This window comes from Pseudomonas hunanensis (assembly GCF_013393325.1).
In the GTDB taxonomy this organism is placed as follows: domain Bacteria; phylum Pseudomonadota; class Gammaproteobacteria; order Pseudomonadales; family Pseudomonadaceae; genus Aquipseudomonas; species Aquipseudomonas putida_P.
The window spans coordinates 262,873-285,977 of the sequence record NZ_QJRC01000098.1; the positions used below are offsets into that span (position 1 = coordinate 262,873).

18 protein-coding genes are annotated in these 23,105 nt (G+C 64.2%); 9 read left to right on the forward strand and 9 right to left on the reverse strand.

What is annotated here, in order from left to right; all coding sequences use genetic code 11:
* Nucleotide 1: 1 nt before the first annotated feature.
* Together DM807_RS22950 and DM807_RS22955 are read right to left on the reverse strand one after the other, a co-directional pair.
* Nucleotides 2-1,285 carry an allantoate amidohydrolase gene (locus DM807_RS22950; RefSeq protein ID WP_179027959.1) on the reverse strand — a complete coding sequence of 428 codons (1,284 nt, stop codon included), beginning with the start codon at nucleotides 1,283-1,285 and terminating at the stop codon, nucleotides 2-4.
* Nucleotides 1,286-1,296: 11 nt separating this feature from the next.
* Complete coding sequence (locus DM807_RS22955) at nucleotides 1,297-2,814, reverse strand: NCS1 family nucleobase:cation symporter-1 (RefSeq protein ID WP_012273239.1); 1,518 nt, start codon at nucleotides 2,812-2,814, stop codon at nucleotides 1,297-1,299.
* A 343-nt stretch (nucleotides 2,815-3,157) separates the two neighbouring features.
* Between DM807_RS22955 and hydA the strand changes: the two genes are divergently transcribed.
* The 3 genes from hydA (at nucleotide 3,158) to preA (ending at nucleotide 7,323) form a co-directional block, all read left to right on the forward strand.
* Nucleotides 3,158-4,597, forward strand: coding sequence for a dihydropyrimidinase (gene hydA, locus DM807_RS22960; protein WP_012273240.1), 1,440 nt, complete (start codon nucleotides 3,158-3,160; stop codon nucleotides 4,595-4,597).
* 83 nt (nucleotides 4,598-4,680) lie between these two features.
* Complete coding sequence (locus tag DM807_RS22965; RefSeq protein ID WP_012273241.1) at nucleotides 4,681-6,048, forward strand: NAD(P)-dependent oxidoreductase; 1,368 nt, start codon at nucleotides 4,681-4,683, stop codon at nucleotides 6,046-6,048.
* Nucleotides 6,049-7,323 (forward strand): NAD-dependent dihydropyrimidine dehydrogenase subunit PreA, encoded by a 1,275-nt coding sequence (gene preA, locus DM807_RS22970; RefSeq protein ID WP_012273242.1) that lies wholly within the window; start codon nucleotides 6,049-6,051, stop codon nucleotides 7,321-7,323.
* 175 nt (nucleotides 7,324-7,498) lie between these two features.
* Here the strand turns inward: preA and DM807_RS22975 are convergent, their stop codons facing one another.
* The 7 genes from DM807_RS22975 to gnd all read right to left on the reverse strand — a co-directional run bounded on the left by DM807_RS22975 (nucleotide 7,499) and on the right by gnd (nucleotide 13,692).
* Entirely contained in the window at nucleotides 7,499-8,119 is a 621-nt protein-coding gene (locus DM807_RS22975; RefSeq protein ID WP_012273243.1) for a TetR/AcrR family transcriptional regulator, read from the reverse strand.
* Nucleotides 8,119-8,475, reverse strand: coding sequence for a VOC family protein (locus DM807_RS22980; protein WP_060493999.1), 357 nt, complete (start codon nucleotides 8,473-8,475; stop codon nucleotides 8,119-8,121). Before DM807_RS22980 ends, DM807_RS22975 begins: the two co-directional genes overlap by 1 nt.
* Before the next feature lie 59 nt (nucleotides 8,476-8,534).
* Complete coding sequence (locus DM807_RS22985; protein ID WP_012273245.1) at nucleotides 8,535-8,822, reverse strand: HigA family addiction module antitoxin; 288 nt, start codon at nucleotides 8,820-8,822, stop codon at nucleotides 8,535-8,537.
* 15 nt (nucleotides 8,823-8,837) lie between these two features.
* Nucleotides 8,838-9,116, reverse strand: coding sequence for a type II toxin-antitoxin system RelE/ParE family toxin (locus DM807_RS22990; RefSeq protein WP_082425804.1), 279 nt, complete (start codon nucleotides 9,114-9,116; stop codon nucleotides 8,838-8,840).
* A 116-nt stretch (nucleotides 9,117-9,232) separates the two neighbouring features.
* Nucleotides 9,233-11,029, reverse strand: a complete 1,797-nt coding sequence (locus tag DM807_RS22995) for a glycoside hydrolase family 15 protein (RefSeq protein WP_012273247.1) — start codon at nucleotides 11,027-11,029, stop codon at nucleotides 9,233-9,235.
* 144 nt (nucleotides 11,030-11,173) lie between these two features.
* A complete protein-coding gene (gene zwf / locus DM807_RS23000) occupies nucleotides 11,174-12,679 on the reverse strand; it encodes a glucose-6-phosphate dehydrogenase (protein ID WP_060494001.1) in 1,506 nt (501 codons plus the stop codon).
* Nucleotides 12,676-13,692, reverse strand: coding sequence for a phosphogluconate dehydrogenase (NAD(+)-dependent, decarboxylating) (gnd, locus tag DM807_RS23005; protein WP_223296387.1), 1,017 nt, complete (start codon nucleotides 13,690-13,692; stop codon nucleotides 12,676-12,678). The genes zwf and gnd overlap by 4 nt, the downstream gene beginning before the upstream one ends.
* Before the next feature lie 171 nt (nucleotides 13,693-13,863).
* On the opposite strand from gnd, the gene DM807_RS23010 reads away from it, so the two are divergent.
* The 6 genes from DM807_RS23010 (at nucleotide 13,864) to DM807_RS23035 (ending at nucleotide 23,001) form a co-directional block, all read left to right on the forward strand.
* On the forward strand, nucleotides 13,864-14,031 hold the full coding sequence (locus tag DM807_RS23010) for a DUF6026 family protein (protein ID WP_012273250.1): 168 nt from the start codon (nucleotides 13,864-13,866) through the stop codon (nucleotides 14,029-14,031).
* A gap of 535 nt (nucleotides 14,032-14,566) precedes the next feature.
* Complete coding sequence (gene glgA, locus DM807_RS23015) at nucleotides 14,567-16,126, forward strand: glycogen synthase GlgA (RefSeq protein ID WP_012273251.1); 1,560 nt, start codon at nucleotides 14,567-14,569, stop codon at nucleotides 16,124-16,126.
* A gap of 14 nt (nucleotides 16,127-16,140) precedes the next feature.
* Nucleotides 16,141-17,883, forward strand: a complete 1,743-nt coding sequence (gene treZ, locus DM807_RS23020; protein WP_060494002.1) for a malto-oligosyltrehalose trehalohydrolase — start codon at nucleotides 16,141-16,143, stop codon at nucleotides 17,881-17,883.
* A complete protein-coding gene (gene malQ, locus DM807_RS23025; protein WP_012273253.1) occupies nucleotides 17,880-19,949 on the forward strand; it encodes a 4-alpha-glucanotransferase in 2,070 nt (689 codons plus the stop codon). Before treZ ends, malQ begins: the two co-directional genes overlap by 4 nt.
* Nucleotides 19,946-22,720 (forward strand): malto-oligosyltrehalose synthase, encoded by a 2,775-nt coding sequence (locus DM807_RS23030; protein ID WP_179027960.1) that lies wholly within the window; start codon nucleotides 19,946-19,948, stop codon nucleotides 22,718-22,720. The genes malQ and DM807_RS23030 overlap by 4 nt, the downstream gene beginning before the upstream one ends.
* A 14-nt stretch (nucleotides 22,721-22,734) precedes the next feature.
* Nucleotides 22,735-23,001 (forward strand): DUF2934 domain-containing protein, encoded by a 267-nt coding sequence (locus tag DM807_RS23035; RefSeq protein WP_012273255.1) that lies wholly within the window; start codon nucleotides 22,735-22,737, stop codon nucleotides 22,999-23,001.
* Nucleotides 23,002-23,105: the final 104 nt, after the last annotated feature.

A 23,105-nucleotide genomic window follows, 5' to 3' on the forward strand; every position in this document is an offset into this window, starting at 1 on the left:
GCTATGCCGCCAACCGCCCGCTGGCAATCGCCTCCGACGCCGCCAGCATCGCCCGCAGCAACACCGCACATCCCGCTGCCAGGTCACCAGGCGTGGCGTTCTCGATCTCGTTATGGCTGATGCCGTTTTCGCACGGCACGAAGATCATCCCCGCCGGCCCCAGCTCGGCCAGGAAGATCGCGTCATGCCCCGCACCGCTGACGATGTCCATGAGCGGCAGGCCCAAGGCCTTGGCCGATTCGCGCACGGCATCGACGCAGCCTTTGTCAAAGTACAGCGCCGGGAAGTCGGCCGTGGGCACCAGCTCATGGCTCAGGCCATGCTTGGCGCAGGTCGCTTCGATCACCGCGCGTACCTCGGCAATCATCGCATTCAGCTGCTCGCCTTCGAGGTGACGGAAGTCCAGCGTCATGCGCACTTCGCCCGGGATCACGTTACGCGACCCTGGGTACGCCTGCAGACAACCTACCGTGCCACAGGCATGCGGTTGGTGGCCAAGGCCGGTGCGGTTGACCGCCTCCACCACGGCGGCAGCGCCTACCAGGGCGTCCTTGCGCAGGTGCATGGGCGTTGGGCCGGCGTGGGCTTCGACGCCGCGCAGGGTCAGGTCGAACCACTTCTGGCCCAGGGCGCCAAGGACCACGCCGATGGTCTTGGCCTGATCCTCCAGAATCGGCCCCTGCTCGATATGCGCTTCGAAATACGCCCCCACCGGATGGCCCAGTACCGCACGCGGGCCAGCGTAGCCGATGGCGTTCAACGCTTCGCCAACGCTGACACCCTGGGCATCGCGCTTGGCCAGGGTGTCCGCAAGGGTGAACTTGCCGGCGAACACGCCTGAACCCATCATGCAGGGCGCAAAACGTGAACCCTCCTCGTTGGTCCACACCACCACTTCCAGCGGTGCTTCGGTTTCCACGCCCAGGTCGTTGAGGGTGCGGATCACCTCCAGCCCGGCCATCACCCCGAAGCAGCCATCGAACTTGCCGCCGGTGGGTTGGGTGTCGATATGGCTGCCGGTCATCACCGGTGGCAGCTTGGGGTTACGCCCAGGGCGGCGGGCGAAGATGTTGCCGACCGCGTCGATACTGACCGTGCAACCAGCGGCCTCGCTCCACTGCACGAACAGGTCTCGAGCCTGGCGGTCGAGGTCGGTCAAGGCCAGGCGGCAGACGCCGCCCTTGGCGGTGGCACCGAGGCGCGCCAGGTCCATCAGCGATTGCCACAGCCGGTTGCTGTCGACGTGCTGGGCGGTGGTCTTCAGGATCTCTTTGACGGGGGTCACGGGTATCTCCTTCAGGCTTTTTTTGTTGTTGGTGCGGGCCTCTTCGCGGGCAAGCCCGCTCCCACTGGGTTGCGTGCCGCCAGGCCGGCGAAGACGTAGTACAGCGCCCCACCCAGCAGCGAGCCGGTAAACCAGCCGTAGTCGTAGAACCAGCTGAAACTGCTGTTGCCAATTGCCAACACCGTCAGCCCCACCGGCAAGGCGAAGGCGGCAAACCCGGCCCAGTTCCACGCCGGGTACACGTCGTCGCGGTACAGCCCAGCCAGGTCCAGCTGCTGCCGGCGGATCAGGAAGTAGTCCACCACCATGATCCCGGCAATCGGCCCCAGCAGGCTGGAATAGCCCAGCAGCCAGTTGGAATACACGCTCTCAAGGCTCAGGTCGGAGACGATCAACCCCAGCTTCTTCAGCAGCTCATGGCCCATCAAGGCCAGGCCGATGAAGCCAGTCAGCCATACCGCGCGGCTGCGCCCGATCAGCCGAGGGGCGATGTTCTGGAAGTCGTTGGTCGGCGACACGATGTTCGCCGCCGTGTTCGTCGACAGCGTGGCGATCACGATCAGCGCCATGGCCAGGGCCACCCAGAACGGGCTGTGGATCTTGCCGATCAGGCTGACCGGGTCGGACACCGTTTCGCCCACCAGCGACGCCGAGGCGGCGGTCAGCACCACACCTAGCGAAGCGAACAGGAACATGGTCAGCGGCAAGCCGAAGATCTGCCCAAGAATCTGGTCCTTCTGGCTGCGGGCGTAGCGGCTGAAATCGGGAATGTTCAGCGACAACGTGGCCCAGAAGCCGACCATGGCGGTAAGCCCGGCGCAGAAGTAGCTGACCACGCTCGCCCCTTCGGGGCGCTTGGGCGGCTGCGCCAGCAGTTCGGTCATCGACATGTGCGGCAAGGCCCAGAACAGCAGGCCGACGCCCACCGCCACCAGCAGCGGTGCCGAGAGGGTTTCCAGCCACTTGATCGACTCGGCGCCGCGCAGTACCACCCACAGGTTCAGGCACCAGAAAATCATGAAGCCAATCACCTCACCGGTGCCCTCCAGGGCCTTCCAGCCGTCGAACACCGAGCCGAGGAACAGGTGAATGGCCAGCCCGCCGAACAGGGTCTGGATACCGAACCAACCACAGGCGACTACCGCGCGAATCAGGCACGGTACGTTGGAGCCCAGGATGCCGAACGACGAGCGCAGCAACACCGGGAACGGTATGCCGTACTTGGTACCGGGGAAGGCGTTGAGGGTAAGCGGTATCAGCACGATCACGTTGGCCAGCAGGATTGCCAGCAACGCTTCGCCGACACTGAGGCCAAAGTAGGCGGTGAGCACGCCGCCCAAGGTGTAGGTGGGTACGCAGATGGACATGCCTACCCACAGGGCGGTGATGTGCCATTTGTTCCAGGTGCGCTGATGCACCTTGGTCGGTGCGATGTCGTGGTTGTAGCGCGGGCTGTCGAGGACATCGCTACCCTCGGACAGCTCGAACAGGCCATTTTGCTCGACCACTTCCGATCTGCTCTGTTGCATGGGGCCTTCTCCAGATTTTCTTGTAGTTGTTTGCTCATCGGGCTAATTCGATGGCCGGAGTACACACGCGCATTGGTGCTTAGAAATCTTGACCAGAATTCCATCTTGTCAAGTAAGTCAAAAACCTCTGAAAGCCCCGCAGTCAGCAGGTCATTAAAAAATAAATGTTAAATATCAAATAGTTAAAGACCACAAATTTAATGGGAAAATTTTCTTGCTGATTTCCAGATCAGCATCTAGCCTCGAATCTTGTCAGGACTGACAGGATTAACCGCCCTGCCTGCCTGCACCCAAGACAATTCCAAGAACCGGCCAAGACCGGTCAGCCTGCGAGGAAAACGGCATGTCCCTGTTGATCCGTGGCGCCACCGTGGTTACCCACGAAGAGAGTTACCCCGCCGATGTCCTGTGTGCCGATGGCCTGATTCGCGCCATCGGGCAAAACCTCGAACCGCCCACCGACTGCGAGATTCTCGATGGCAGCGGCCAGTACCTGATGCCCGGCGGCATCGACCCGCACACCCATATGCAGTTGCCGTTCATGGGCACCGTGGCCAGCGAGGACTTCTTCAGCGGCACCGCTGCGGGCCTGGCCGGCGGCACCACATCGATCATCGACTTCGTCATCCCCAACCCGCAGCAATCCTTGCTTGAGGCCTTCCACACCTGGCGCGGCTGGGCGCAGAAAAGCGCCAGCGACTACGGCTTCCACGTCGCCATCACCTGGTGGAGCGAGCAGGTGGCCGAAGAGATGGGCGAGCTGGTGACCCAGCATGGGGTGAACAGCTTCAAGCATTTCATGGCCTACAAGAATGCGATCATGGCCGCCGACGACACCCTGGTGGCCAGCTTCGAGCGCTGCCTGCAACTGGGCGCGGTGCCCACCGTGCATGCCGAGAACGGCGAGCTGGTGTACCACCTGCAGAAAAAGCTGCTGGCCCAGGGCCTGACCGGGCCAGAGGCACATCCCCTTTCGCGCCCTTCGCAAGTGGAAGGTGAAGCGGCCAGCCGCGCCATCCGCATTGCCGAAACGATTGGTACACCGCTGTATGTGGTGCATATTTCCAGCCGTGAAGCGCTGGATGAAATCACCTATGCGCGCGCCAAGGGCCAGCCGGTTTACGGCGAAGTCTTGCCTGGCCACCTGCTACTGGACGACAGCGTTTACCGTGACCCGGACTGGGCCACCGCCGCCGGTTATGTGATGAGCCCGCCGTTCCGCCCACGCGAACATCAGGAGGCGCTGTGGCGCGGCCTGCAATCGGGCAACCTGCACACCACCGCCACCGACCACTGCTGTTTCTGCGCCGAGCAGAAAGCCATGGGGCGCGACGACTTCAGCCGCATCCCCAACGGCACCGCCGGTATCGAAGACCGCATGGCGGTGCTGTGGGATGCAGGGGTCAACAGCGGGCGCCTGTCGATGCACGAGTTCGTCGCACTCACCTCCACCAACACGGCGAAAATCTTCAACCTGTTCCCGCGCAAGGGCGCCATCCGCGTGGGTGCCGATGCCGACCTGGTGCTGTGGGACCCAGAGGGCACCCGCACCATCTCCGCCCAAACCCACCACCAGCGGGTGGACTTCAACATCTTCGAAGGCCGCACCGTGCGCGGCATCCCCAGCCACACCATCAGCCAGGGCAAGGTGCTCTGGGCCGACGGCGACCTGCGCGCCGAAGCCGGCGCAGGGCGGTATGTGGAACGACCGGCGTATCCGTCGGTGTATGAGGTGCTGGGGCGCAGGGCCGAACAGCAGCGGCCGACGCCCGTTCAGCGCTAAGCCATTGGGGCTGCTGCGCAGCGGCCCCAAAACCCATCGCATTACCTGTCGCCTGCCCCATAAAAAATAGAGAGGCTACACCCGTGATCGACGCCCTGAACCATTTGCCGCGCCCCCGGGCCGGCGCCGACCAGTTGGCCGAGCGCTTCAGCGACCTGGCCCCACCCCTCACCGCCCGCCAGGCCGCCGTCGAAAGTGCACGCTGCCTGTACTGCTACGACGCCCCCTGCGTCAACGCGTGCCCCAGCGACATCGACATCCCCTCGTTCATCCACCGCATCAGCGACGAAAACCTGCAAGGCGCCGCCGAGCGCATTCTTTCGGCCAACATCCTCGGCGGCAGCTGCGCCCGCGTGTGCCCCACCGAAATCCTTTGCCAGCAAGCCTGCGTGCGCAACAACGCCCAGGAATGCGCACCGGTGCTGATCGGCCAGTTGCAGCGCTACGCGCTGGACAACGCCCAATTCAGCGAACACCCGTTCAAGCGCTCGCCCGCCACTGGCAAGCGCATTGCCGTGGTTGGCGCCGGCCCTGCCGGGCTGTCCTGCGCCCACCGGCTGGCGATGCACGGGCATGACGTGGTGGTGTTCGAGGCCAGCGACAAGGCCGGCGGCCTCAACGAGTACGGCATCGCCCGCTACAAGCTGGTGGATGACTACGCCCAGCGCGAAGTGGAGTTCCTGCTGGGCATTGGCGGTATTGAAGTTCGCCATGGCCAGCGCCTGGGCGGCAACCTCAGCCTGGGCGAACTGCGCGACCAGTACGACGCAGTGTTCCTGGGCCTTGGCCTGAATGCCGTGCGCCAGCTGGGGCTGCCCGATGAAGAAGCCCCCGGCGTGCTCGCCGCCACCGAATACATCCGCGAGTTGCGCCAGGCCGATGACCTGAGCCAGCTGCCATTGGCCGACCGCTGCCTGGTGATCGGTGCCGGCAACACCGCCATCGACATGGCCGTGCAAATGAGCCGCCTGGGTGCCCGCGACGTCAACCTGGTGTACCGCCGTGGCCACGCCGACATGGGTGCCACCGGCCACGAGCAGGACATCGCCAAGGCCAACCAGGTGCGCCTGCACACCTGGGCCCGCCCTGATGCTGTGCTGCTCGATGACGCCGGCAAGGTGCGCGGCATGCGCTTTGCCCGCACCGAACTGGCGGACGGCCGCCTGCGCGACACCGGCGAAACCTTCGAGTTGGCCGCCGACGCCATCTTCAAAGCTATCGGCCAGCGCTTCGACGAGGCCAGCCTTGGCGACCCGGTGGCCGCACAACTGGCCCGCGACGGCGAACGTATCCGCGTTGATGAAACGATGCAAACCAGCCTGCCGGGCGTGTACGCCGGCGGCGACTGCACCGCGCTGGGCCAGGACCTCACCGTCCAGGCGGTGCAACACGGCAAGCTGGCCGCCGAAGCCATCCATGCCCAACTCATGCTCAACGTGGAGGCAGCGTAAATGGCCGACTTGTCTATCGTATTCGCCGGCATCAAGGCACCCAACCCGTTCTGGCTGGCCTCCGCACCGCCAACCGACAAGGCCTACAACGTGGTCCGCGCCTTCGAGGCCGGCTGGGGCGGCGTGGTCTGGAAAACACTGGGGGAAGACCCGGCGGCGGTCAACGTGTCGTCGCGCTATTCGGCGCACTACGGCGCCAACCGCATGGTGCAAGGCATCAACAACATCGAGCTGATCACCGACCGCTCGCTGGACATCAACCTGCGCGAAATCACCCAGGTGAAGAAGGACTGGCCCGACCGGGCGTTGATCGTCTCGCTGATGGTGCCCTGCGTGGAGGAGTCGTGGAAATTCATCCTGCCGCTGGTGGAAGCCACCGGGGCTGATGGCATCGAGCTGAACTTCGGCTGCCCGCACGGCATGCCGGAGCGCGGCATGGGCGCGGCGGTAGGCCAAGTGCCGGAATACGTGGAAATGGTCACCCGCTGGTGCAAAACCTACTGCGCGTTGCCCGTGATCGTGAAGCTCACGCCGAACATCACCGACATCCGCCAGTCGGCCCGCGCCGCCCACCGTGGTGGGGCCGATGCGGTGTCGTTGATCAACACCATCAACTCCATTACCAGCGTCGACCTGGACCGCATGGTGGCCCACCCCATCGTCGGTGACCAGAGCACCCATGGCGGTTACTGCGGCTCGGCCGTGAAGCCGATTGCCCTGAACATGGTGGCAGAAATCGCCCGCGACCCAGACACCCGTGGCTTGCCGATTTGTGGCATCGGCGGTATCGGCAACTGGCGTGATGCAGCGGAATTCATGGCCTTGGGCAGTGGCGCCGTGCAGGTCTGCACGGCGGCGATGCTGCATGGTTTCCGTATTGTCGAGGACATGAAGGACGGCCTGGCACGCTGGATGGACCAGCATGGGCACGCCAATATCGAGGCGTTCCGTGGCCAGGCGGTAGGGCACACCACCGACTGGAAGTACCTGGACATCAACTACAAGTCGGTGGCGCATATCGACCAGGAGGCCTGTATCGGCTGTGGGCGCTGCCACATTGCGTGTGAGGATACCTCGCACCAGGCGATTGCCAGCACGCTCAAGGCTGACGGTACCCATGCGTACAACGTGATCGAAGAGGAATGCGTGGGCTGCAACCTGTGCCAAATCACCTGCCCGGTTGAAAACTGCATCGAGATGGAGGCGCAGGATACCGGCAAGCCATACCTGAACTGGACGCAGGACCCACGCAACCCCTACCGCGAGGCCAGTTGAAGCAAGCTGCTACCGCACCGACTACCCCCGTGTAGGAGCGGCCTTGTGTTGCGAAAGGGCCGCAGAGCGGCCCCAGCAATCTTCGCAACGATGCAGAAATCCGGGGGCCGCTTAGCGGCCCTTTCGCGACACAAGGCCGCCCCCACAAAGGACCGAGCCAGCCCGCAACAGCGGTTCACGGCTGTAGCCCAATCCCCCGCAAGATCACGCTGGTCACCGTCTGAACCGCACTCTCGAACGCCATGTCCGACAGCACCTCGCCGCCGTTGAGCAACTGCACCTGGTAGCCAAAGTCGGCATAGTGCTGGGTAGAGGCCCAGATCATGTACAACAGCGCCGACGGCTCCACCGGCAGGATGCGCCCCTCCTCCACCCAGCGGCGGATCTTGGCTTCTTTCAACTTGGCCCAAGGCACAAGGCTGTCATCCAGGTTCACCCCCAGCACCGGCGCCCCGTGCAGCATCTCTTCGGCCCAGATCTTCGAGCCCAGCGGCCGCGAACGCGAATGGCCCATCTTCGCCCGGATGTAGCTGGTCAGCACCACGCGTGGGTCGTCGAAGTTCTCGAAGCACAGTGCATCCTGCTTCCACACATCCAGCAGGTCCTGCAAAACCGCGCGGAAAAGCTCGTCCTTGGTGCTGAAGTAATAATGCAGGTTGGAGCGCGGCAGCTCCGCCTGCTCGGCGATATCGCCCATGGAGGTGGCGCCGTAGCCCTTCTCAGCGAACACCTTCTCCGCCGCCTGCAGGATTTTCTCGATGTTGCGTCGGCGAATTTCGATCTTGTGGTTGGCCATCAGGCTTGGGCCGTCCACACGGCCAGTTCGTAACCGTCCGGGTCGATGAAATGAAAACGCCGCCCGCCAGGGAAGGCAAAGGTCGCCCGGCTGATTTTCGCCCCGGCCGCTTCGACCCGTTGCTGCGTGGCGTCAAGGTCATCGGCGTACAAAATCACCAACGGCCCGCCCGGGCGCACCGGCTCACCCGTGGTGAAACCACCCGTAAGGCGGCCGTCGCTGAACTCGGTGTATGTTGGCCCGTAGTCGGCGAAGACCCAGCCGAACACGCTGCCATAGAAAGCCTTGCTGCGTGCGATGTCGCTGACATTGAACTCGATGTTGTCGATCTGCCGATCCGTACCGCGAATGCCCATGTGTGCTCCGTGCCGAAGGGGTTTGGCCTAGTCTACTCCGGTCGTTTCACACTTTTACATCAGGCGGCCTGAAACAACCGGGTAATCACAGGTTGCTGTCGGTGACGCGCCTGCCAGATATCGTAATCAGCCTGAATGGCCAACCACAGGCGGGCGGTGCTGATACCCGCCATCTCCAGGCGTATCGCCAGGTCCGGAGAAATCGCCGCGCGGCCGTGCAATACCCGCGACAGTGCTTCGCGAGAGAACCCAAGATGCGACGCGAACGCCTTCACCGTCAGACCTAACGCGGGCAGAACATCTTCACGCAGGGTTTCACCGGGATGTGGCGGATTATGCAAAGGCATGATCAGTTTTCCTTTTCAGTGGTAATCAAGGTAATCGACCAGTTCGACATCCGAACCCACGAAGCGAAAAGTCAGCCTCCAGTTACCGGAAACACTGACTGACCAGAAATCCGATAACGCTCCTTTGAGCGGATGCAACTGCCAGCCTGGTACGTTCAAATCCTGCGCAGCCATGGCGCGGTCAAGGAACTGGAGTTGCCGTTTTAAACGCCTTGCGTGAGGGGCCTGAATCCCTCGGGTGTTACCCGTTTCATGAAAAACTCGCAGTCCCTTGTGCCGAAAACTGATGATCATGGGTAGCTCGCCGCGTCCATTTGGGAGACGAACCAAGTGTGACCCCATGCATCACACGAAGCAAAGTATCATATGTGACGCAATGCGTCACACACTGTTTGCCAATGGTAACGACGCTATCCACAACGTGCCCTGTCTCGCACCGGACACTGTGCGCGGTGCAGGTTCAGGGCGGTGTTGATGATGCCAATATGGCTAAACGCCTGGGGGAAGTTGCCGAGCATGCGCTGGCCCGCCGGGTCGTACTGTTCGGCCAGTAGGCCGAGGTCGTTGCACAGGCCGGTCAGGCGTTCGTACAAGGCCTGCGCTTCTTGCTGGCGCCCCAGCAACACGTAAACATCGGCCAGCCAGAACGAACACACCAGGAAGGTGCCCTCACCCGGGGTCAAGCCGTCGCTGCAGCTGTCGCTGTCGTAGCGCAGCAGCAGGCCGTTTTTCAATAGCCGCTGTTCTATCTGTGCCAGCGTGCGCAGAAAGCGTGGGTCATCTGCTGGCAGGAAGCCGGTCAGGGCAATCTGCAACAGGCTGGCGTCCATTTCGCTTGAACCATAAGCCTGGACAAAGTATTTGCCGCTGGCGTCCAGGCCGTTCTCGCACACTTCGCGGTGAATCTCGTCAGCCACCTGGCGGTAATGCTGCCCGCGCTCGCGGCCCTCTTCAGTGGTGTCGGCCAGCCCCGCAGCACGGTCGAAGGCGACCCAGGCCATCACCTTGGAATGCACAAACTGCTGCCGGCCGCCACGCACCTCCCAGATGCCTTCGTCCGGCTCACGCCAGATGCGCTCGACGTAGGGCAGAATCAATCGGGAGATGGCGGCGCTGCGTGGGTGACGCGGCAAGCCGCCTTTGATCGCCTGGCTCATGGCATCGGCCAGTTCGCCATAGATGTCCAATTGCATCTGCTGCGAGGCAGCATTGCCGACTCGCACGGGTTGCGAATGTTCGTAACCGGCCAGCCACGGCAAGGTGTACTCCTGCAGGTCGCGCTCACCGGCCAGGCCGTACATGATCTGCATCTGCTCGGGGTTGCCGGCTACCGAGCGCAGCAGCCACTCACGCCAGGCCTGGGCCTCGTCGAAGTAGCCGAGGTTCATGAAGGCCAGCAGGGTCATGGTGGCGTCGCGCAGCCAGCAGAAACGGTAGTCCCAGTTGCGCTCCCCGCCCACACGCTCGGGCAACGAAGTGGTGACGGCGGCGACGATGCCGCCGGTGGGGGCGTAGGTCATGGCCTTGAGGGTGAGCAGCGAGCGGCGCACCAGCGCAGTGTATGGGCCTACCTCTGGGCAACGGGCGGCGAAAGCCTGCCATTGGTCGACAGTTTGGGCCAAGGCCTGTTCGACATCGCAGTTGGGCTGTACCGACAAGTGCGAGGGTTGGTGGCGCAGACTGAAGACGTGGCGCTGGCCCGGGCCGACGCGAAAGCGGGCAACCGTATGGTGGTCGCGGGCATGCGGGGGCACGGTGCTGCACAGGATCAGCCGGTCCGGGCCTGCCACGGCGCTGAGGGTCAGTGGGTCGAGCCGCTCGACCCAAGGCACGCTGCGACCGTAGTCGAAGCGCATGACCAGGTCCATTTCGAAGTTGGTTTCGCCAGACAGGCCTTCGACGATGCGCACCACCGAATTGACCTCACCCAGGGGCATGAAATCGAGCACGCGGGCCCGGCCAGTGGCCGTCACCCAGGTGGTTTCCAGTACCAAGGTATCGTCCAGGTATTGGCGGCTGCTGTGTTCGATCGGGTCGCAAGGAGATAGGCGCCAGCGGCCATTTTCTTCGTTGCCCAACAGGGCAGCGAATACCGCTGGAGCGTCGAAGCGCGGCAGGCACAGCCAGTCGAGCGAGCCATCGCGGCTGACCAGGGCGGCGCTGCGGCAGTTGCCCAGCAGGGCGTAGTCTTCGATGTGGGCGGGCATTAAGTCTCCTTGGTGTGATCGCCTGTGGCGGCCCTTTCGCGGCTAAAGCCGCTCCCACAGGTATCGCATCGGCCCTAAGGGAAGTGGTATCCCTGTGGGAGCGGCTTTAGCCGCGAAAGGGCCGGCACAGAATTTACAAAAGTCTTACCCCAACCGGTGCCACTCGCGCTTGTCCCGCGCCAGCAATTCATTGCCCGCTTCGGGCCCATCTTCGCCGGCCGGGTAGCCATGCACATCGCCGCCCTGGGCCCAGGCATCGAGAAACGGCTGCACCGCTCGCCAGCCGTTTTCGATATTGTCGGCCCGCTGGAACAGGGTCTGGTCACCGGTCAGGCAGTCGTAGATCAGCGTCTCGTAGCCGGTCGCCGGGGTCATCTTGAAGAAGTCCTTGTAGGCAAAGCCCAGCTCGACATTCTCCATCACCAGCTCCGGCCCGGGCCGCTTTGCCTGCAGGTCGAACCACATGCCTTCGTTGGGCTGGATCTGGATTTTCAGGTAGTTGGGCTTGGGCCGCTCCAGCTCCGACTCGCGAAACTGCGCATACGGCGCGGGCTTGAAGCAAATGGCGATCTCGGTGTCGCGCACGCTCATGCGCTTGCCGGTGCGCAGGTAGAACGGCACGCCGGCCCAGCGCCAATTGTCGATCATCACCTTCAGCGCCACGTAGGTTTCGGTCTGGCTCTCAGGCGCGACGTTGGCCTCCTGGCGGTAACCGGGCAGTTGCTTGCGCCCCTGCTTGCCGGCACTGTACTGGCCACGCACGGAGTTCTTCAGGGCCATTTTTGCCGACCATGGGCGGATGGCACCGACCACTTTGGCCTTTTCACCGCGTACCGCATCGGCGCCGAACGCGGCCGGCGGCTCCATGGCCACCATCGCCAGCAACTGGAACAGGTGATTGGGTACCATGTCACGCAAGGCGCCGGTGCTGTCATAGAACGCACCACGGGTCTCGACGCCGACGGTTTCTGCTGCGGTGATCTGCACATGGTCGATGTAGTGGTTGTTCCAGAACGATTCGAACAGGCCGTTGGAGAAGCGGCTGACCAGAATGTTCTGCACCGTTTCTTTGCCCAGATAATGGTCGATGCGGTAGATCTGCCGCTCGCCCATCACCTTCAGCAGGCAAGCGTTGAGCGCCTCGGCGCTGGCCAGGTCGGTGCCGAAGGGCTTTTCCACCACCACTCGGCGAAAGCCGCCGGCAGACTCGTCAAGCAAGCCGGCCTGCCCGAGGCGCTGCGCCACTTCGGGGAAGAAGCGCGGCGACGTGGCCAGGTAGAAGATGGCGTTGCCGTGGCTGGTCTTTTCGATGCGCTTGGCAATGGCTTGGTAAGTCGCCGGGTCGAGGAAGTCGCCTGTCTGGTAATCCAGGCGCTTGGCCAAGCGGGCCCAGAGCTTATCGTCGAGGCACTGGTCGCCGCCCTCGCGGCCTTTGTCACGCTCGCGCATGAACGCCTGCAGCCGCTCAGCGAAATCCGCGGCGCTGGCCGCGTTGTGGTCGACGCCGACGATGCGCAGGTTACGGTCCAGCAGGCCGTCGCGGCTGAGGTTATACAGCGCCGGCATCAGCAGGCGCTTGACCAGGTCGCCATTGGCGCCGAACAGGAACAGGGTACAAGGGGGTGCAGCGGGAATGGTCTGTTTGGTCATTCGGCTTTCTTCTCGACGTGGCCACCGAAGCCCAGGCGCATGGCCGAGAGAATCTTGTCACCATAAGTACCCTGCTGCTGGCGCGAGCGGAAGCGCGCGAACAATGCGCTGGACAACACCGGCACCGGCACCGCCTGCTCGACCGCAGCGTCGATGGTCCAGCGGCCTTCGCCACTGTCGGACACCGAGCCACTGAACTGCGACAGCTGCGGGTCGGCCACCAGCGCATCGGCGGTAAGGTCGAGCAGCCACGAGGTCACCACGCTGCCGCGCCGCCACACTTCGGCGATTTCGGCCACGTTCAGGTCAAAGCGCTGGTCTTCCGGCAGCTCGTCGCCGCCTTTGCTGCGCAGCAGGTCGAAGCCTTCGGCATAAGCCTGCATCAAGCCGTACTCGATACCGTTGTGCACCATTTTCACGTAGTGCCCGGCGCCAGGTGGGCCGGCGTGGATATAGCCGTGTTCGGCCCGCTGGTGCTCGCCGCTGCGGCCATGGGTACGGGGGATGTCACCCACGCCTGGCGCCAGCGCCTTGAACAGGGGCTCCAGGCGCTCGAACACGTCCTTTTCGCCACCGATCATCATGCAGTAGCCACGGTCCAGGCCCCATACGCCGCCGGAGGTACCGACGTCCAGGTAATGCAGGCCGCGCTTGGCCAGTTCTGCGGCGCGGCGCATGTCGTCCTTGTAGAAGGTGTTGCCGCCGTCGATGATCGCATCGCCCGGCTCCAGCAGCTCGGCCAATTGGGCGATGGTTTGCTCGGTGGGCTCGCCGGCCGGCAGCATCACCCATACGGCACGCGGCGCTTTCAGCTTTTGTACCAGTGCACCGAGGTCGTGCGCGCCCTGGGCGCCCTCGCCCTCCAGCCCAGTGATGGCTTCACGGTTGCGGTCGTGTACCACGGTGCGATGGCCGGCGCGCATCAGGCGCCTTGCGATGTTGCCGCCCATGCGGCCCAGCCCGACGATTCCCAGTTGCATGAGCCGATGCTCCCCTTTCGAAATGGATGACAATACAGTCCAGCTGTTCAGATTAGTCCAGCATGCCGCCCGAGGGTTCAGCGACGAACGGCAAGACCACGATAAACAAAAAAGTTCCCAAGGCCTGCGAAAGAATTCAAAATGCGCCCCGCGTGAAGCGTCTACGCTTTGACTTGTCACCAGCCAAAACCGCGAGGTGTGCTCATGGGTACCTTGATGCCTGCAACCCCACCCCAGACACTCTATGTCTCCGTGCGCCGTGATGAGCTGCGTAAACTGAAGGACGAACGTGACCAACTGCGCCAACAGGTCGCCCAGCTGAACCTGCTGCTGGCGCAACAACGTGATGGCGATAAAGCTGTCAGCCTCTGATCTTCCCTTCCTCCAGTGGGGGCTGTAAGGCTCCCACCTGCTGATCTCCCCGACGTAGCTTTTTAATCCTCCACCAAGCACCAACTTGGTGCACGGCCCCCTGCTGGCCACAAATTGGCGCACCCGCCAAACACCCCCGACAAACCTTTTCACATCCAGTCACATACGCCAACGTTTGCGTCTATTCCGCACATAACAATAGTGACCAGCGGGTCACCTTTTTAGCACTTTCTCTCCTACACTCGGTTTTCGGCCCGCCATTTGCTCATCAGGAAGAGTGACCAAAATAAGTCGAACTTTCAGGAAAGCCGGCGGGTCATGAACAAAGAAGGCCAGACGCATTGGGCTACTCCCAATCCTCAGCCTACAACCCCAACCAGTCCAATCGCCTTCGGCCGGAGCGCCGATCGCGCTGTGCCTGCGCGCACGACCCTGGGGCAAGGAACGCACTACGCAGATTCAAAATTAGAGAGAACCAACACGAAACATCGCCACGGGTGCCAGCACCCGGCCAAGCATAGGGACGGAGAGAAGTATGATCAGTGCCGCTGTCGAGCCTCACGTAGATTCATTCAACCCGGACAACCGCGAGCCGCTCACCCCGGATTTCGCCACGACAGGCAAGGCACCCGGCGCCCAGCGCCAACACAACCCGAACATGCGCAAGATTCTGTTCGTGACCTCGGAAATCGCCGACCTGGTGAAAACCGGCGGCCTGGGCGACGTGTCCGCCGCGCTGCCCCGTGCCCTGGCGCACCTGCACGATGTACGGGTGCTCATCCCCGGCTACCGCCAGGTCATGGAAAGCGACAACCCGATCCATATCGTGGGTGAACTGGGCGGCCACGCGGCCCTGCCGCCGTGCAAGATCGGGCGCATGGACATGGCCGACGGCCTGGTCATCTACGTGCTGATCTGCCCCGAACTGTATCAACGCGACGGCACACCCTATGGTGCCAACAACGGCCGAGACTGGCCTGACAACCACATTCGCTTCGCTCGCCTGGGCCTGGCTGCCGCCGAAATCGCCGCTGGCGAAGGCAAGATCCACTGGACGCCGGAAGTGGTGCACGCGCATGACTGGCCCGCCGGCCTGGCCCCGGCCTACATGCACTGGCGCGGGCTGAGCACGCCCACCCTGTTCACCATCCACAACCTGGCCTACCAGGGAGTATATAGCCGCGGCTGCAGCCCGGAGCTGGCGATCCCCGACCACGCCATGCAGCAGGAAGGCATGGAGTTCTACGGCAAGTTGTCGTTCCTCAAGGCTGGGCTGGCCTACTCCAGCCACATCACCACGGTCAGCGCCACCTATGCGCGGGAAATCACCACCCCGGAATTCGGCTGCGGCCTGGACGGCTTCCTCGCCAGCAAGGCCCAGCAAGGCCTGCTAGGTGGCATCCCCAACGGTATCGACGAAAGCTGGGACTCGGCCACCGACAAGCACCTGCAGCACAACTTCAGCATCAACGATTGGGAAGGCAAGGCGCGCAACACCCATGAAGTGCGCGAGCTGTTCGGCCTGGAAGACTCCGAAGGCCCGCTGTTCGCCGTGGTCTCGCGGCTGGTCTATCAGAAGGGCCTGGACCTGACCCTGGGCGTGGCCGACTACATCGTCGAACAAGGTGGGCAGATCGCGATCATCGGCCGTGGCGAGCCGGAAGAAGAACAAGCCATGCGCGAACTGGCGCTGCGCCACCCAGGGCGTATCGGTGTGCGCATCGGTTTCAATGAAACCGATGCTCGACGGATGTTCGCGGGCAGCGACTTCCTGCTTATGCCGTCGCGCTACGAGCCTTGCGGCCTCAGCCAGATGTACGCGCAACGCTTCGGCTCACTGCCGGTGGCGCGCAATACAGGCGGCCTGGCCGACACCATCGAGTGCGGCGTCACGGGCTTCTTGTTCAACGAATCGACCGTCGAGAGCTACCGCCAGGCACTGAGCCGCGCCTTCTATGTATACGGCAAGAAGGACCTGCTCAACGCCATGCGCTGCCTTTCGATGACCCAGCCATTCAACTGGTGCCAGGCGGTGGAGCCCTACGCCCGCCTGTACGAGGACCTGGTCAAGCAGGCACAACTGAGCCACTACTGAGCGGGGGCTGGAAGATGCACAGGCATGGCGCACACTTGTTGGACGCCACGTCGGCGCGCTTCGCCCTCTGGGCACCCGATGCGCGCAGCGTGAGCGTTGAACTGGAACAGCAACCGGCCATCGAGCTGCTGCCCGGCGACGATGGCTGGTACACCGGCGTGGCCCCATGCCAGGCCGGTGACCGTTACCACTACCGAATCGACGGTGAATTGCTGGTGGCCGACCCGGCCTCACGCTACCAGCCCGACGGCGTACAAGGGCCGAGCCAGGTGGTGAATGTGGCCGGTTACGCCTGGCAACACCCGTGGCAAGGCCGGCCTTGGCATGAAGCGGTGATCCAGGAGGTGCATGTTGGCCTGCTCGATGGCTACGCCGGGGTAGCTCGGCAACTGCCGCGCCTGGCCGAACTCGGCATCAGCGCGATCGAACTGATGCCGCTGGGGCAGTTCCCCGGCGAACGCAACTGGGGCTACGACGGCGTGCTGCCCTACGCGCCGCAGAACACCTACGGCAGCCCCGAACAGCTGTGCGCACTGGTCGACCAGGCCCACGGCGAAGGGCTGATGGTATTGGTGGACGTGGTGTACAACCACTTCGGCCCCGACGGCAATTACCTGCACCAGTACGCCAGCCCGTTCTTCCGCGAAGACCGGCAGACGCCATGGGGCGCGGCCATCGACTTCCGCCGCCCGCAGGTACGCGAGTACTTCATCCAGAATGCCCTGATGTGGCTGTGCGACTACCGCTGCGACGGCCTGCGCCTGGACGCCGTGCACGCCATCGACCAGCCGGACTTCCTCGTCGAACTGGCGCAGCGCGTACGCGCTGCAGTGGAACCTGGCCGCCAGGTGTGGCTGGTGCTGGAAAACGAGCACAACCAAGCCGGCCTGCTGGAACAAGGCTTCGACGCCCAATGGAACGACGACGGCCACAATGCCCTGCACGTGCTGCTGACCGGCGAAACCGAGGGTTACTACGCCGACTACCAGCAACGCCCCATCGACCAGTTGGCGCGCTGCCTTGGCGAAGGGTTCGTGTTCCAGGGCGAACCCAACCGGCATGGCACGCCACGCGGCGAACCCAGCGCGCATCTGCCGCCCAGTGCCTTTGTGTTGTTCCTGCAAAACCACGACCAGATCGGCAACCGCGCGCTCGGTGAACGCCTGACCCGCCTGTGCTCGCCACCGGCCCTGCGTGCGGCCACCGGCCTGCTGTTGCTGGCACCGATGATTCCGCTGCTGTTCATGGGCGATGACGACGGCAGCTGCCGGCCATTTCTGTTTTTCACCGATTTCCATGATGCGCTGGCCGATGCCGTGCGCGAAGGCCGCCGAGGTGAATTCGCCCACTTCACCGCGTTTGCCGACCCCGATCAGCGTGAGCATATTCCCGACCCCAACGCCGAGCAGACCTTCGAGTCTTCGCGCCCGCAAAACAAGGAGGTGATCGCCGGCTGGCACGGCCTGTACCAGCAGCTACTCGACCTGCGCCGCCGCCACGTCATCCCGCACTTGCCCGGCAGCCGTGCACTGGGCGCCGAGGTGCACGGCGACAAGGCGCTGACCGCACGCTGGCGGCTAGGCAATGGCAACACATTGCGCATCGACCTGAACCTGGCCGACACCGCGCAAGCCGTCGAGCTGCCCGCGCCACCCGCTCGGCTGTTCGACAGCAGCGACACCCGGCACCCGGATACCCACCTGGCTGCGTACAGCTGTGTGGTCAGCCTGCTTCCCCCTGCCCAGGAGCGCCTATGAGCGAAACCGCCCTGCACCGTCTGGCGACCCTCGTCGGGCTCAGCCGCGACTGGATCGACGCCAATGCCCGGCCTCAGCGTGTCAGCGACGAAGTGCTGCGCAATATCCTCGCAGGCCTTGGCCACCCAGCCAGCGATGACACGGCCATTGCCGCCAGCCTGCGTGCGGTGGAAGCCGCCGAGGACAGTGAGCACCTGCCGCCCTTGCTGACCGCCGAGCAGGGCCAACCGCTGGCGCTGGCGCGCTACTTCAGCGCCGCCAGTGTCGCCCACTGCACCCTGGAAGACCAGGCCTCGCTTACCCTGAGCCTTGACCAGCAGGCGCGTCTGCCCGGTGATCTGCCGATTGGCTACCATCAGGTAGAAATCGACAGCCGCCGCTTCACTGTGGCCATTGCCCCGCCACGCTGCCACAGCCTGGAGGACGATGTGCAACAACCACCACCACGCTGCTGGGGCCTGGCGGTGCAGCTGTACAGCCTGCGTCGCCCCGGCGATGGTGGCTACGGCGACTGCCTGGCACTGGAGCAGTTGGCACGCTCGGCAGCCGAGCGCGGCGCCGATGCCTTGGCCATCAGCCCGATCCACGCCTTGTCGGCCATCGACCAGGAACACTACAGCCCCTACTCGCCGTCCAGTCGCCTGCTGCTCAACACCCTGTACGCCAGCCCCGCGTCCTTGCTGGGTGAACGGGAGGTGCGCATGGCCATCGAGGCCTGCGGCCTGGAACAGCAACTGGAGGAGCTGGAGCAACGCCCATTGGTCGACTGGCCACGCGCCGCCAGCGCCCGCCTGCGCCTGCTAGAAGCGCTGTACCAGGGCTTCAGCCAAGGCAACCACCCGCTACGCAGCGATTTCGACAGCTTCCGCGCAGCCGGTGGCCAGGCGCTGGAACACCACTGTCGCTTCGAGGTGCTCCAGGCCCAGGCAGTCGAGCATGGCCTGGGCGCCGACTGGCGCAACTGGCCCAAGGCCTGGCACGACCCGTACCACCCGGAAGTGGAAGCCTTTGCCAGCGCCTACCCGGCCAAGGTCGAGTTCCATGCCTTTTGCCAGTGGCTGACCGAACGCGGCCTGCAGCGTGCCCACGAGGCAGCCCGTGGCAACGGCATGGCCGTGGGCCTGATCGCCGACCTGGCGGTGGGCGCCGACGGCGCCGGCAGCCAGGCTTGGAGCCGCCAGGATGAACTGCTGGCCGGCCTGAAAGTGGGGGCGCCGCCCGACATCCTCAACCGCGCCGGGCAGGACTGGGGTATCTGCGCCTTCTCGCCCGAGGGCCTCAAGCGCAACGGCTACCGCGCCTTCATCGAGATGCTGCGGGCCAACCTCGCCCACGCTGGCGGCCTGCGCATCGACCATGTGATGGGCCTGCGCCGGCTGTGGCTGATCCCGCAGGGGGCAAAGCCCAGCGAAGGCGCCTACCTCAATTACCCGCTGGACGACCTGTTGCGCCTGTTGGCGCTGGAATCGGTGCGCCACCAGGCGATCATTCTTGGCGAAGACCTGGGCACCGTACCCGATGGCCTGCGCGAGACACTGGCCGAAAAAGCCGTGCTGGGCATGCGCGTGCTGCCCTTCGAGCAGACCCAGCCCGGCCAGTTCAAGCCGATTCTCGACTGGCCGGACAACGCCCTGGCCACCACGGGCACCCATGACCTCGCGCCATTGGCCGGCTGGCTGGAAAACCGCGACATCGACTGGAGCCAGCGCTTGCAACTGATCGACGCCGCTACCGAGCTGCACTGGCGCCACGACCGCCAGAAAGAACACGACGGCCTGCGCCGCACCCTGGAGGCCAACTATGGCGAGCTGAAGGACAATGACGCGGTAATCGACGCCGCCATCCGCTACGTTGGCCATACCCGCGCACCGCTGGTGCTGGTGCCGCTGGAAGACTTGCTGGGTTGCGACGAGCAGCCCAACCTGCCGGGGACCACCAGCGGCCACCCCAATTGGAGGCGGCGCTTCGCCCAGCCAGTGCGCGAACTGCTCGACGACGAGCATGCCGCTCGCCGCCTGGAGCTGCTGGCCCAGGCCCGCGAACAAGCCTGGGAGCGTGACCGATGAAGCCACTGACCGCGACCCTGCGCCTGCAATTTCACAGTGACTTCACCCTTGATCACGCCGTGCCGCTGGTACCGTACTTCGCTCAATTGGGCATAAGCCACCTGTATGCCTCGCCTATCCTCAAGGCCCGCGCGGGCTCGCGCCATGGCTACGACGTGGTCGACCCTACCTGCGTGAACCCGGAGCTTGGCGGCGAGGCGGCACTGCAGCGACTGGTCGCCGCCCTGCGCCAGCATGGCATGGGGCTGATCCTTGACACTGTGTCCAACCATATGGCCGTGGGCGGTGCCGACAACCCTTGGTGGCAAAGCCTGTTGGCCTGGGGCCGGCGCAGCCCGTATGCGGAGTTCTTCGACATCCAGTGGCACTCCAGCGACCCGCTGCTGGCCGGGCAACTGCTGTTGCCGTTTCTCGGCAGCGACTATGGCGTGGCGCTGAAGAACGGCGACATACCGCTTGAATTCGACAAGCAGCAAGGCACGCTGCAAATCGCCCATTACGATCACCGCTTCCCAATCTGCCCGGTCGACTATGGCTGGATTCTCGCCCTCAGCCCAGAGCCGGCACTCAAGGCCCTGGCCGAGCACTTCACGGCATTGGCCGAATCGACCACCCCACTGGCCGATGCCCTTGCGCTGCACACCGAACTGGCACGCTTGGTGCGCGAAGGTGCCGACTTGGAATCAGCGCTAGTGGCATTCGACAGCCGCGCCGAAAATGGTTTCAAGCGCCTGCACCTGCTGCTGGAGCGCCAGACCTACCGCCTGGCCAGCTGGCGCACCGCCGCCGACGACATCAACTGGCGGCGCTTCTTCGACATCAACGAGCTCGGAGGTCTGAGGGTGGAGCGCGCAGTGGTGTTCGAGGCCACCCACGCCAAGCTGTTCGAACTGATCGAACGCGGCCTGGTGGACGGCCTGCGCATCGACCATATCGACGGCCTTGCCGACCCGCGCGGCTATTGCCGCAAACTACGCCGACGGGTCGATGGCCTGCTGGCACAGCGGCCGCTGAGTGCAGCACTGGAGCACTTCCCGATCTACGTGGAGAAGATTCTTGGCGCTGACGAGCACCTGCACCGCGACTGGCTCACCGACGGCACCACCGGCTACGAGTTCATGAACCAGGTGTCGCTGCTGCAACACGATCCGGCCGGCGAAGCGCCGCTGAGCGAGCTGTGGGCCAACCTCAGCGAGCGCCCGGACTTCCCCGAAGAAGTGCGCCAGGCTCGTCACCTGGTACTCAACGCCAGCCTGGCCGGTGACTGCGAATCGGTGGCCCTGGCCCTGCTGCAAGTGGCACGCAACGACCTGATGACCCGCGACCTGACCCTGGGCGCGATTCGCCGGGCCTTGCAGGCGCTGGTGGCGCATTACCCTGTCTACCGTACCTACTTCAACGCCTGCGGGCGCCCGGCTGAAGACGAAAGGTTTTTCCAGCAGGCGCTGGTCAACGCCCGGCAAGACCTTGGCGAAGCCGACTGGCCACTGCTGGAACAACTTGAACGATGGCTGGGCGGGCAAGCCTGGCGTCACCTGCCACCGGGCCGCGCCCGCAAGCAGCTGCGCCATGCCTGCGTGCGCTTCCAGCAACTGACCGCGCCCAGCGCCGCCAAAGCCGTGGAAGACACCGCCTTCTACCGCAACGCGCGGCTGCTGTCGCGCAATGACGTGGGCTTCGAGGCCGAGCATTTCAGCGCAGCACCTGCGCACTTCCACAACGAAGCCCAGCGGCGCCTGCGCGACTTCCCCGACAACCTGCTGGCCACCGCCACCCACGACCACAAGCGCGGTGAAGACACCCGAGCGCGCTTGGCCGTACTCAGCGAGCGCGGGCCGTGGCTGGCCAGTCGGGTGGAGCATTGGCGTGAATTGGCTGCCCCCTTGCGCACACTACTGGACGACGGCCCAGCACCCAGCCCTGGCGACGAGCTGATGCTCTTGCAGACCTTGCTCGGCAGCTGGCCGCTAGCGCTCGACCTGCAGGACACGGGCGGCCTACGCACATACGCCGAGCGCATTCGCCAATGGCAGCAGAAGGCCCTGCGCGAAGCCAAGTTGCGCAGCAGCTGGAATGCACCGAACGAAGCCTATGAAAGCGCCTGCACCCGCTATGTCGATGGCCTGCTGCTGGACAGCGAGAACCAGCAACTGCGCAAGTCCGTGGCCGATGCCGCACAACTGCTGGCCTGCCCAGGCGCCCTCAACGGCCTGGTCCAAACCCTGCTGCGCATGACAACCCCAGGCGTGCCCGACCTGTACCAGGGCAATGAATACTGGGACTTCAGCCTGGTCGACCCGGATAACCGCCGCGCCGTGGACTACGCTTGCAGGCGTCGTACCCTCGACGACGCCACAGCGCCCGCCGAGTTGCTGACGCACTGGCGCGATGGCCGCATCAAGCAGGCCTTGATCGCCAAAGTGCTGGACTGCCGCCAGGCACACGCCGACTTGTTCCGCCGTGGTGCCTACCTGCCACTGAGCGTGCAGGGCCGGCACGCAGACAACGTGATTGCGTTTGCCCGCCTGGGAGAGGGCGAGCGGGCCGTCATCGTCGCGCCACGCCTGGCCAGTAGCCTGCTCGGTGGCGCCACAACCCCGTTGATCCCGGCACAGAACTGGGACGACACCCGGCTGGTATTGCCGTTTGCCTTGTCAACTGCCAACTCGACGGGACTTTTCCCCTGTGCGGCGGTCAGCTCTTCCAAGGAGCTGATGTTGAGCGCCGTGCTGGCGGAGTTTCCGGTCAACCTGTTGATACAACAATCTTGAGCATCAGGAGCGTCATGATGAGTGTCGATGAAAAGCGTATTCGCGAATTTGCCTACCAGATATGGGAGTCCGAAGGTAAACCCGCCGGCCAGGAAGACCGCCACTGGGATATGGCACGCAAGTTGGCCGAGGCTGAAGCCTTGGCACCCAAGGCGGCGCCACGCAAACGGGCACCGGCCAAGCCCAAGCCACCTGCCGAACCCAAGGTGGCCGCGCTGCCAGGGGTTAAACCGGCTGCGGCGAAAAAGCCCAGGGCGGTGAAAAAGCCTTCTGCTGGTTAAGCCTGTACTGGCCTCTTCGCGGGTAAACCCGCTCCCACAGGTACTGCACGGCTTTCAGCACCGGTGATGAACCTGTGGGAGCGGGTTTACCCGCGAAGAGGCCG

What these genes read in the sequence shown, in the direction of transcription:
- DM807_RS22955 (WP_012273239.1), bottom strand. Translation starts at nt 2,814, where the DNA reads ATGCAACAGAGCAGATCGGAAGTGGTCGAGCAAAATGGCCTGTTCGAG.
- hydA (WP_012273240.1), top strand. Translation starts at nt 3,158, where the DNA reads ATGTCCCTGTTGATCCGTGGCGCCACCGTGGTTACCCACGAAGAGAGT.
- preA (WP_012273242.1), top strand. Translation starts at nt 6,049, where the DNA reads ATGGCCGACTTGTCTATCGTATTCGCCGGCATCAAGGCACCCAACCCG.
- DM807_RS22975 (WP_012273243.1), bottom strand. Translation starts at nt 8,119, where the DNA reads ATGGCCAACCACAAGATCGAAATTCGCCGACGCAACATCGAGAAAATC.
- DM807_RS22980 (WP_060493999.1), bottom strand. Translation starts at nt 8,475, where the DNA reads ATGGGCATTCGCGGTACGGATCGGCAGATCGACAACATCGAGTTCAAT.
- DM807_RS22985 (WP_012273245.1), bottom strand. Translation starts at nt 8,822, where the DNA reads ATGCCTTTGCATAATCCGCCACATCCCGGTGAAACCCTGCGTGAAGAT.
- DM807_RS22990 (WP_082425804.1), bottom strand. Translation starts at nt 9,116, where the DNA reads ATGATCATCAGTTTTCGGCACAAGGGACTGCGAGTTTTTCATGAAACG.
- DM807_RS22995 (WP_012273247.1), bottom strand. Translation starts at nt 11,029, where the DNA reads ATGCCCGCCCACATCGAAGACTACGCCCTGCTGGGCAACTGCCGCAGC.
- zwf (WP_060494001.1), bottom strand. Translation starts at nt 12,679, where the DNA reads ATGACCAAACAGACCATTCCCGCTGCACCCCCTTGTACCCTGTTCCTG.
- DM807_RS23010 (WP_012273250.1), top strand. Translation starts at nt 13,864, where the DNA reads ATGGGTACCTTGATGCCTGCAACCCCACCCCAGACACTCTATGTCTCC.
- glgA (WP_012273251.1), top strand. Translation starts at nt 14,567, where the DNA reads ATGATCAGTGCCGCTGTCGAGCCTCACGTAGATTCATTCAACCCGGAC.
- treZ (WP_060494002.1), top strand. Translation starts at nt 16,141, where the DNA reads ATGCACAGGCATGGCGCACACTTGTTGGACGCCACGTCGGCGCGCTTC.
- malQ (WP_012273253.1), top strand. Translation starts at nt 17,880, where the DNA reads ATGAGCGAAACCGCCCTGCACCGTCTGGCGACCCTCGTCGGGCTCAGC.
- DM807_RS23030 (WP_179027960.1), top strand. Translation starts at nt 19,946, where the DNA reads ATGAAGCCACTGACCGCGACCCTGCGCCTGCAATTTCACAGTGACTTC.
- DM807_RS23035 (WP_012273255.1), top strand. Translation starts at nt 22,735, where the DNA reads ATGATGAGTGTCGATGAAAAGCGTATTCGCGAATTTGCCTACCAGATA.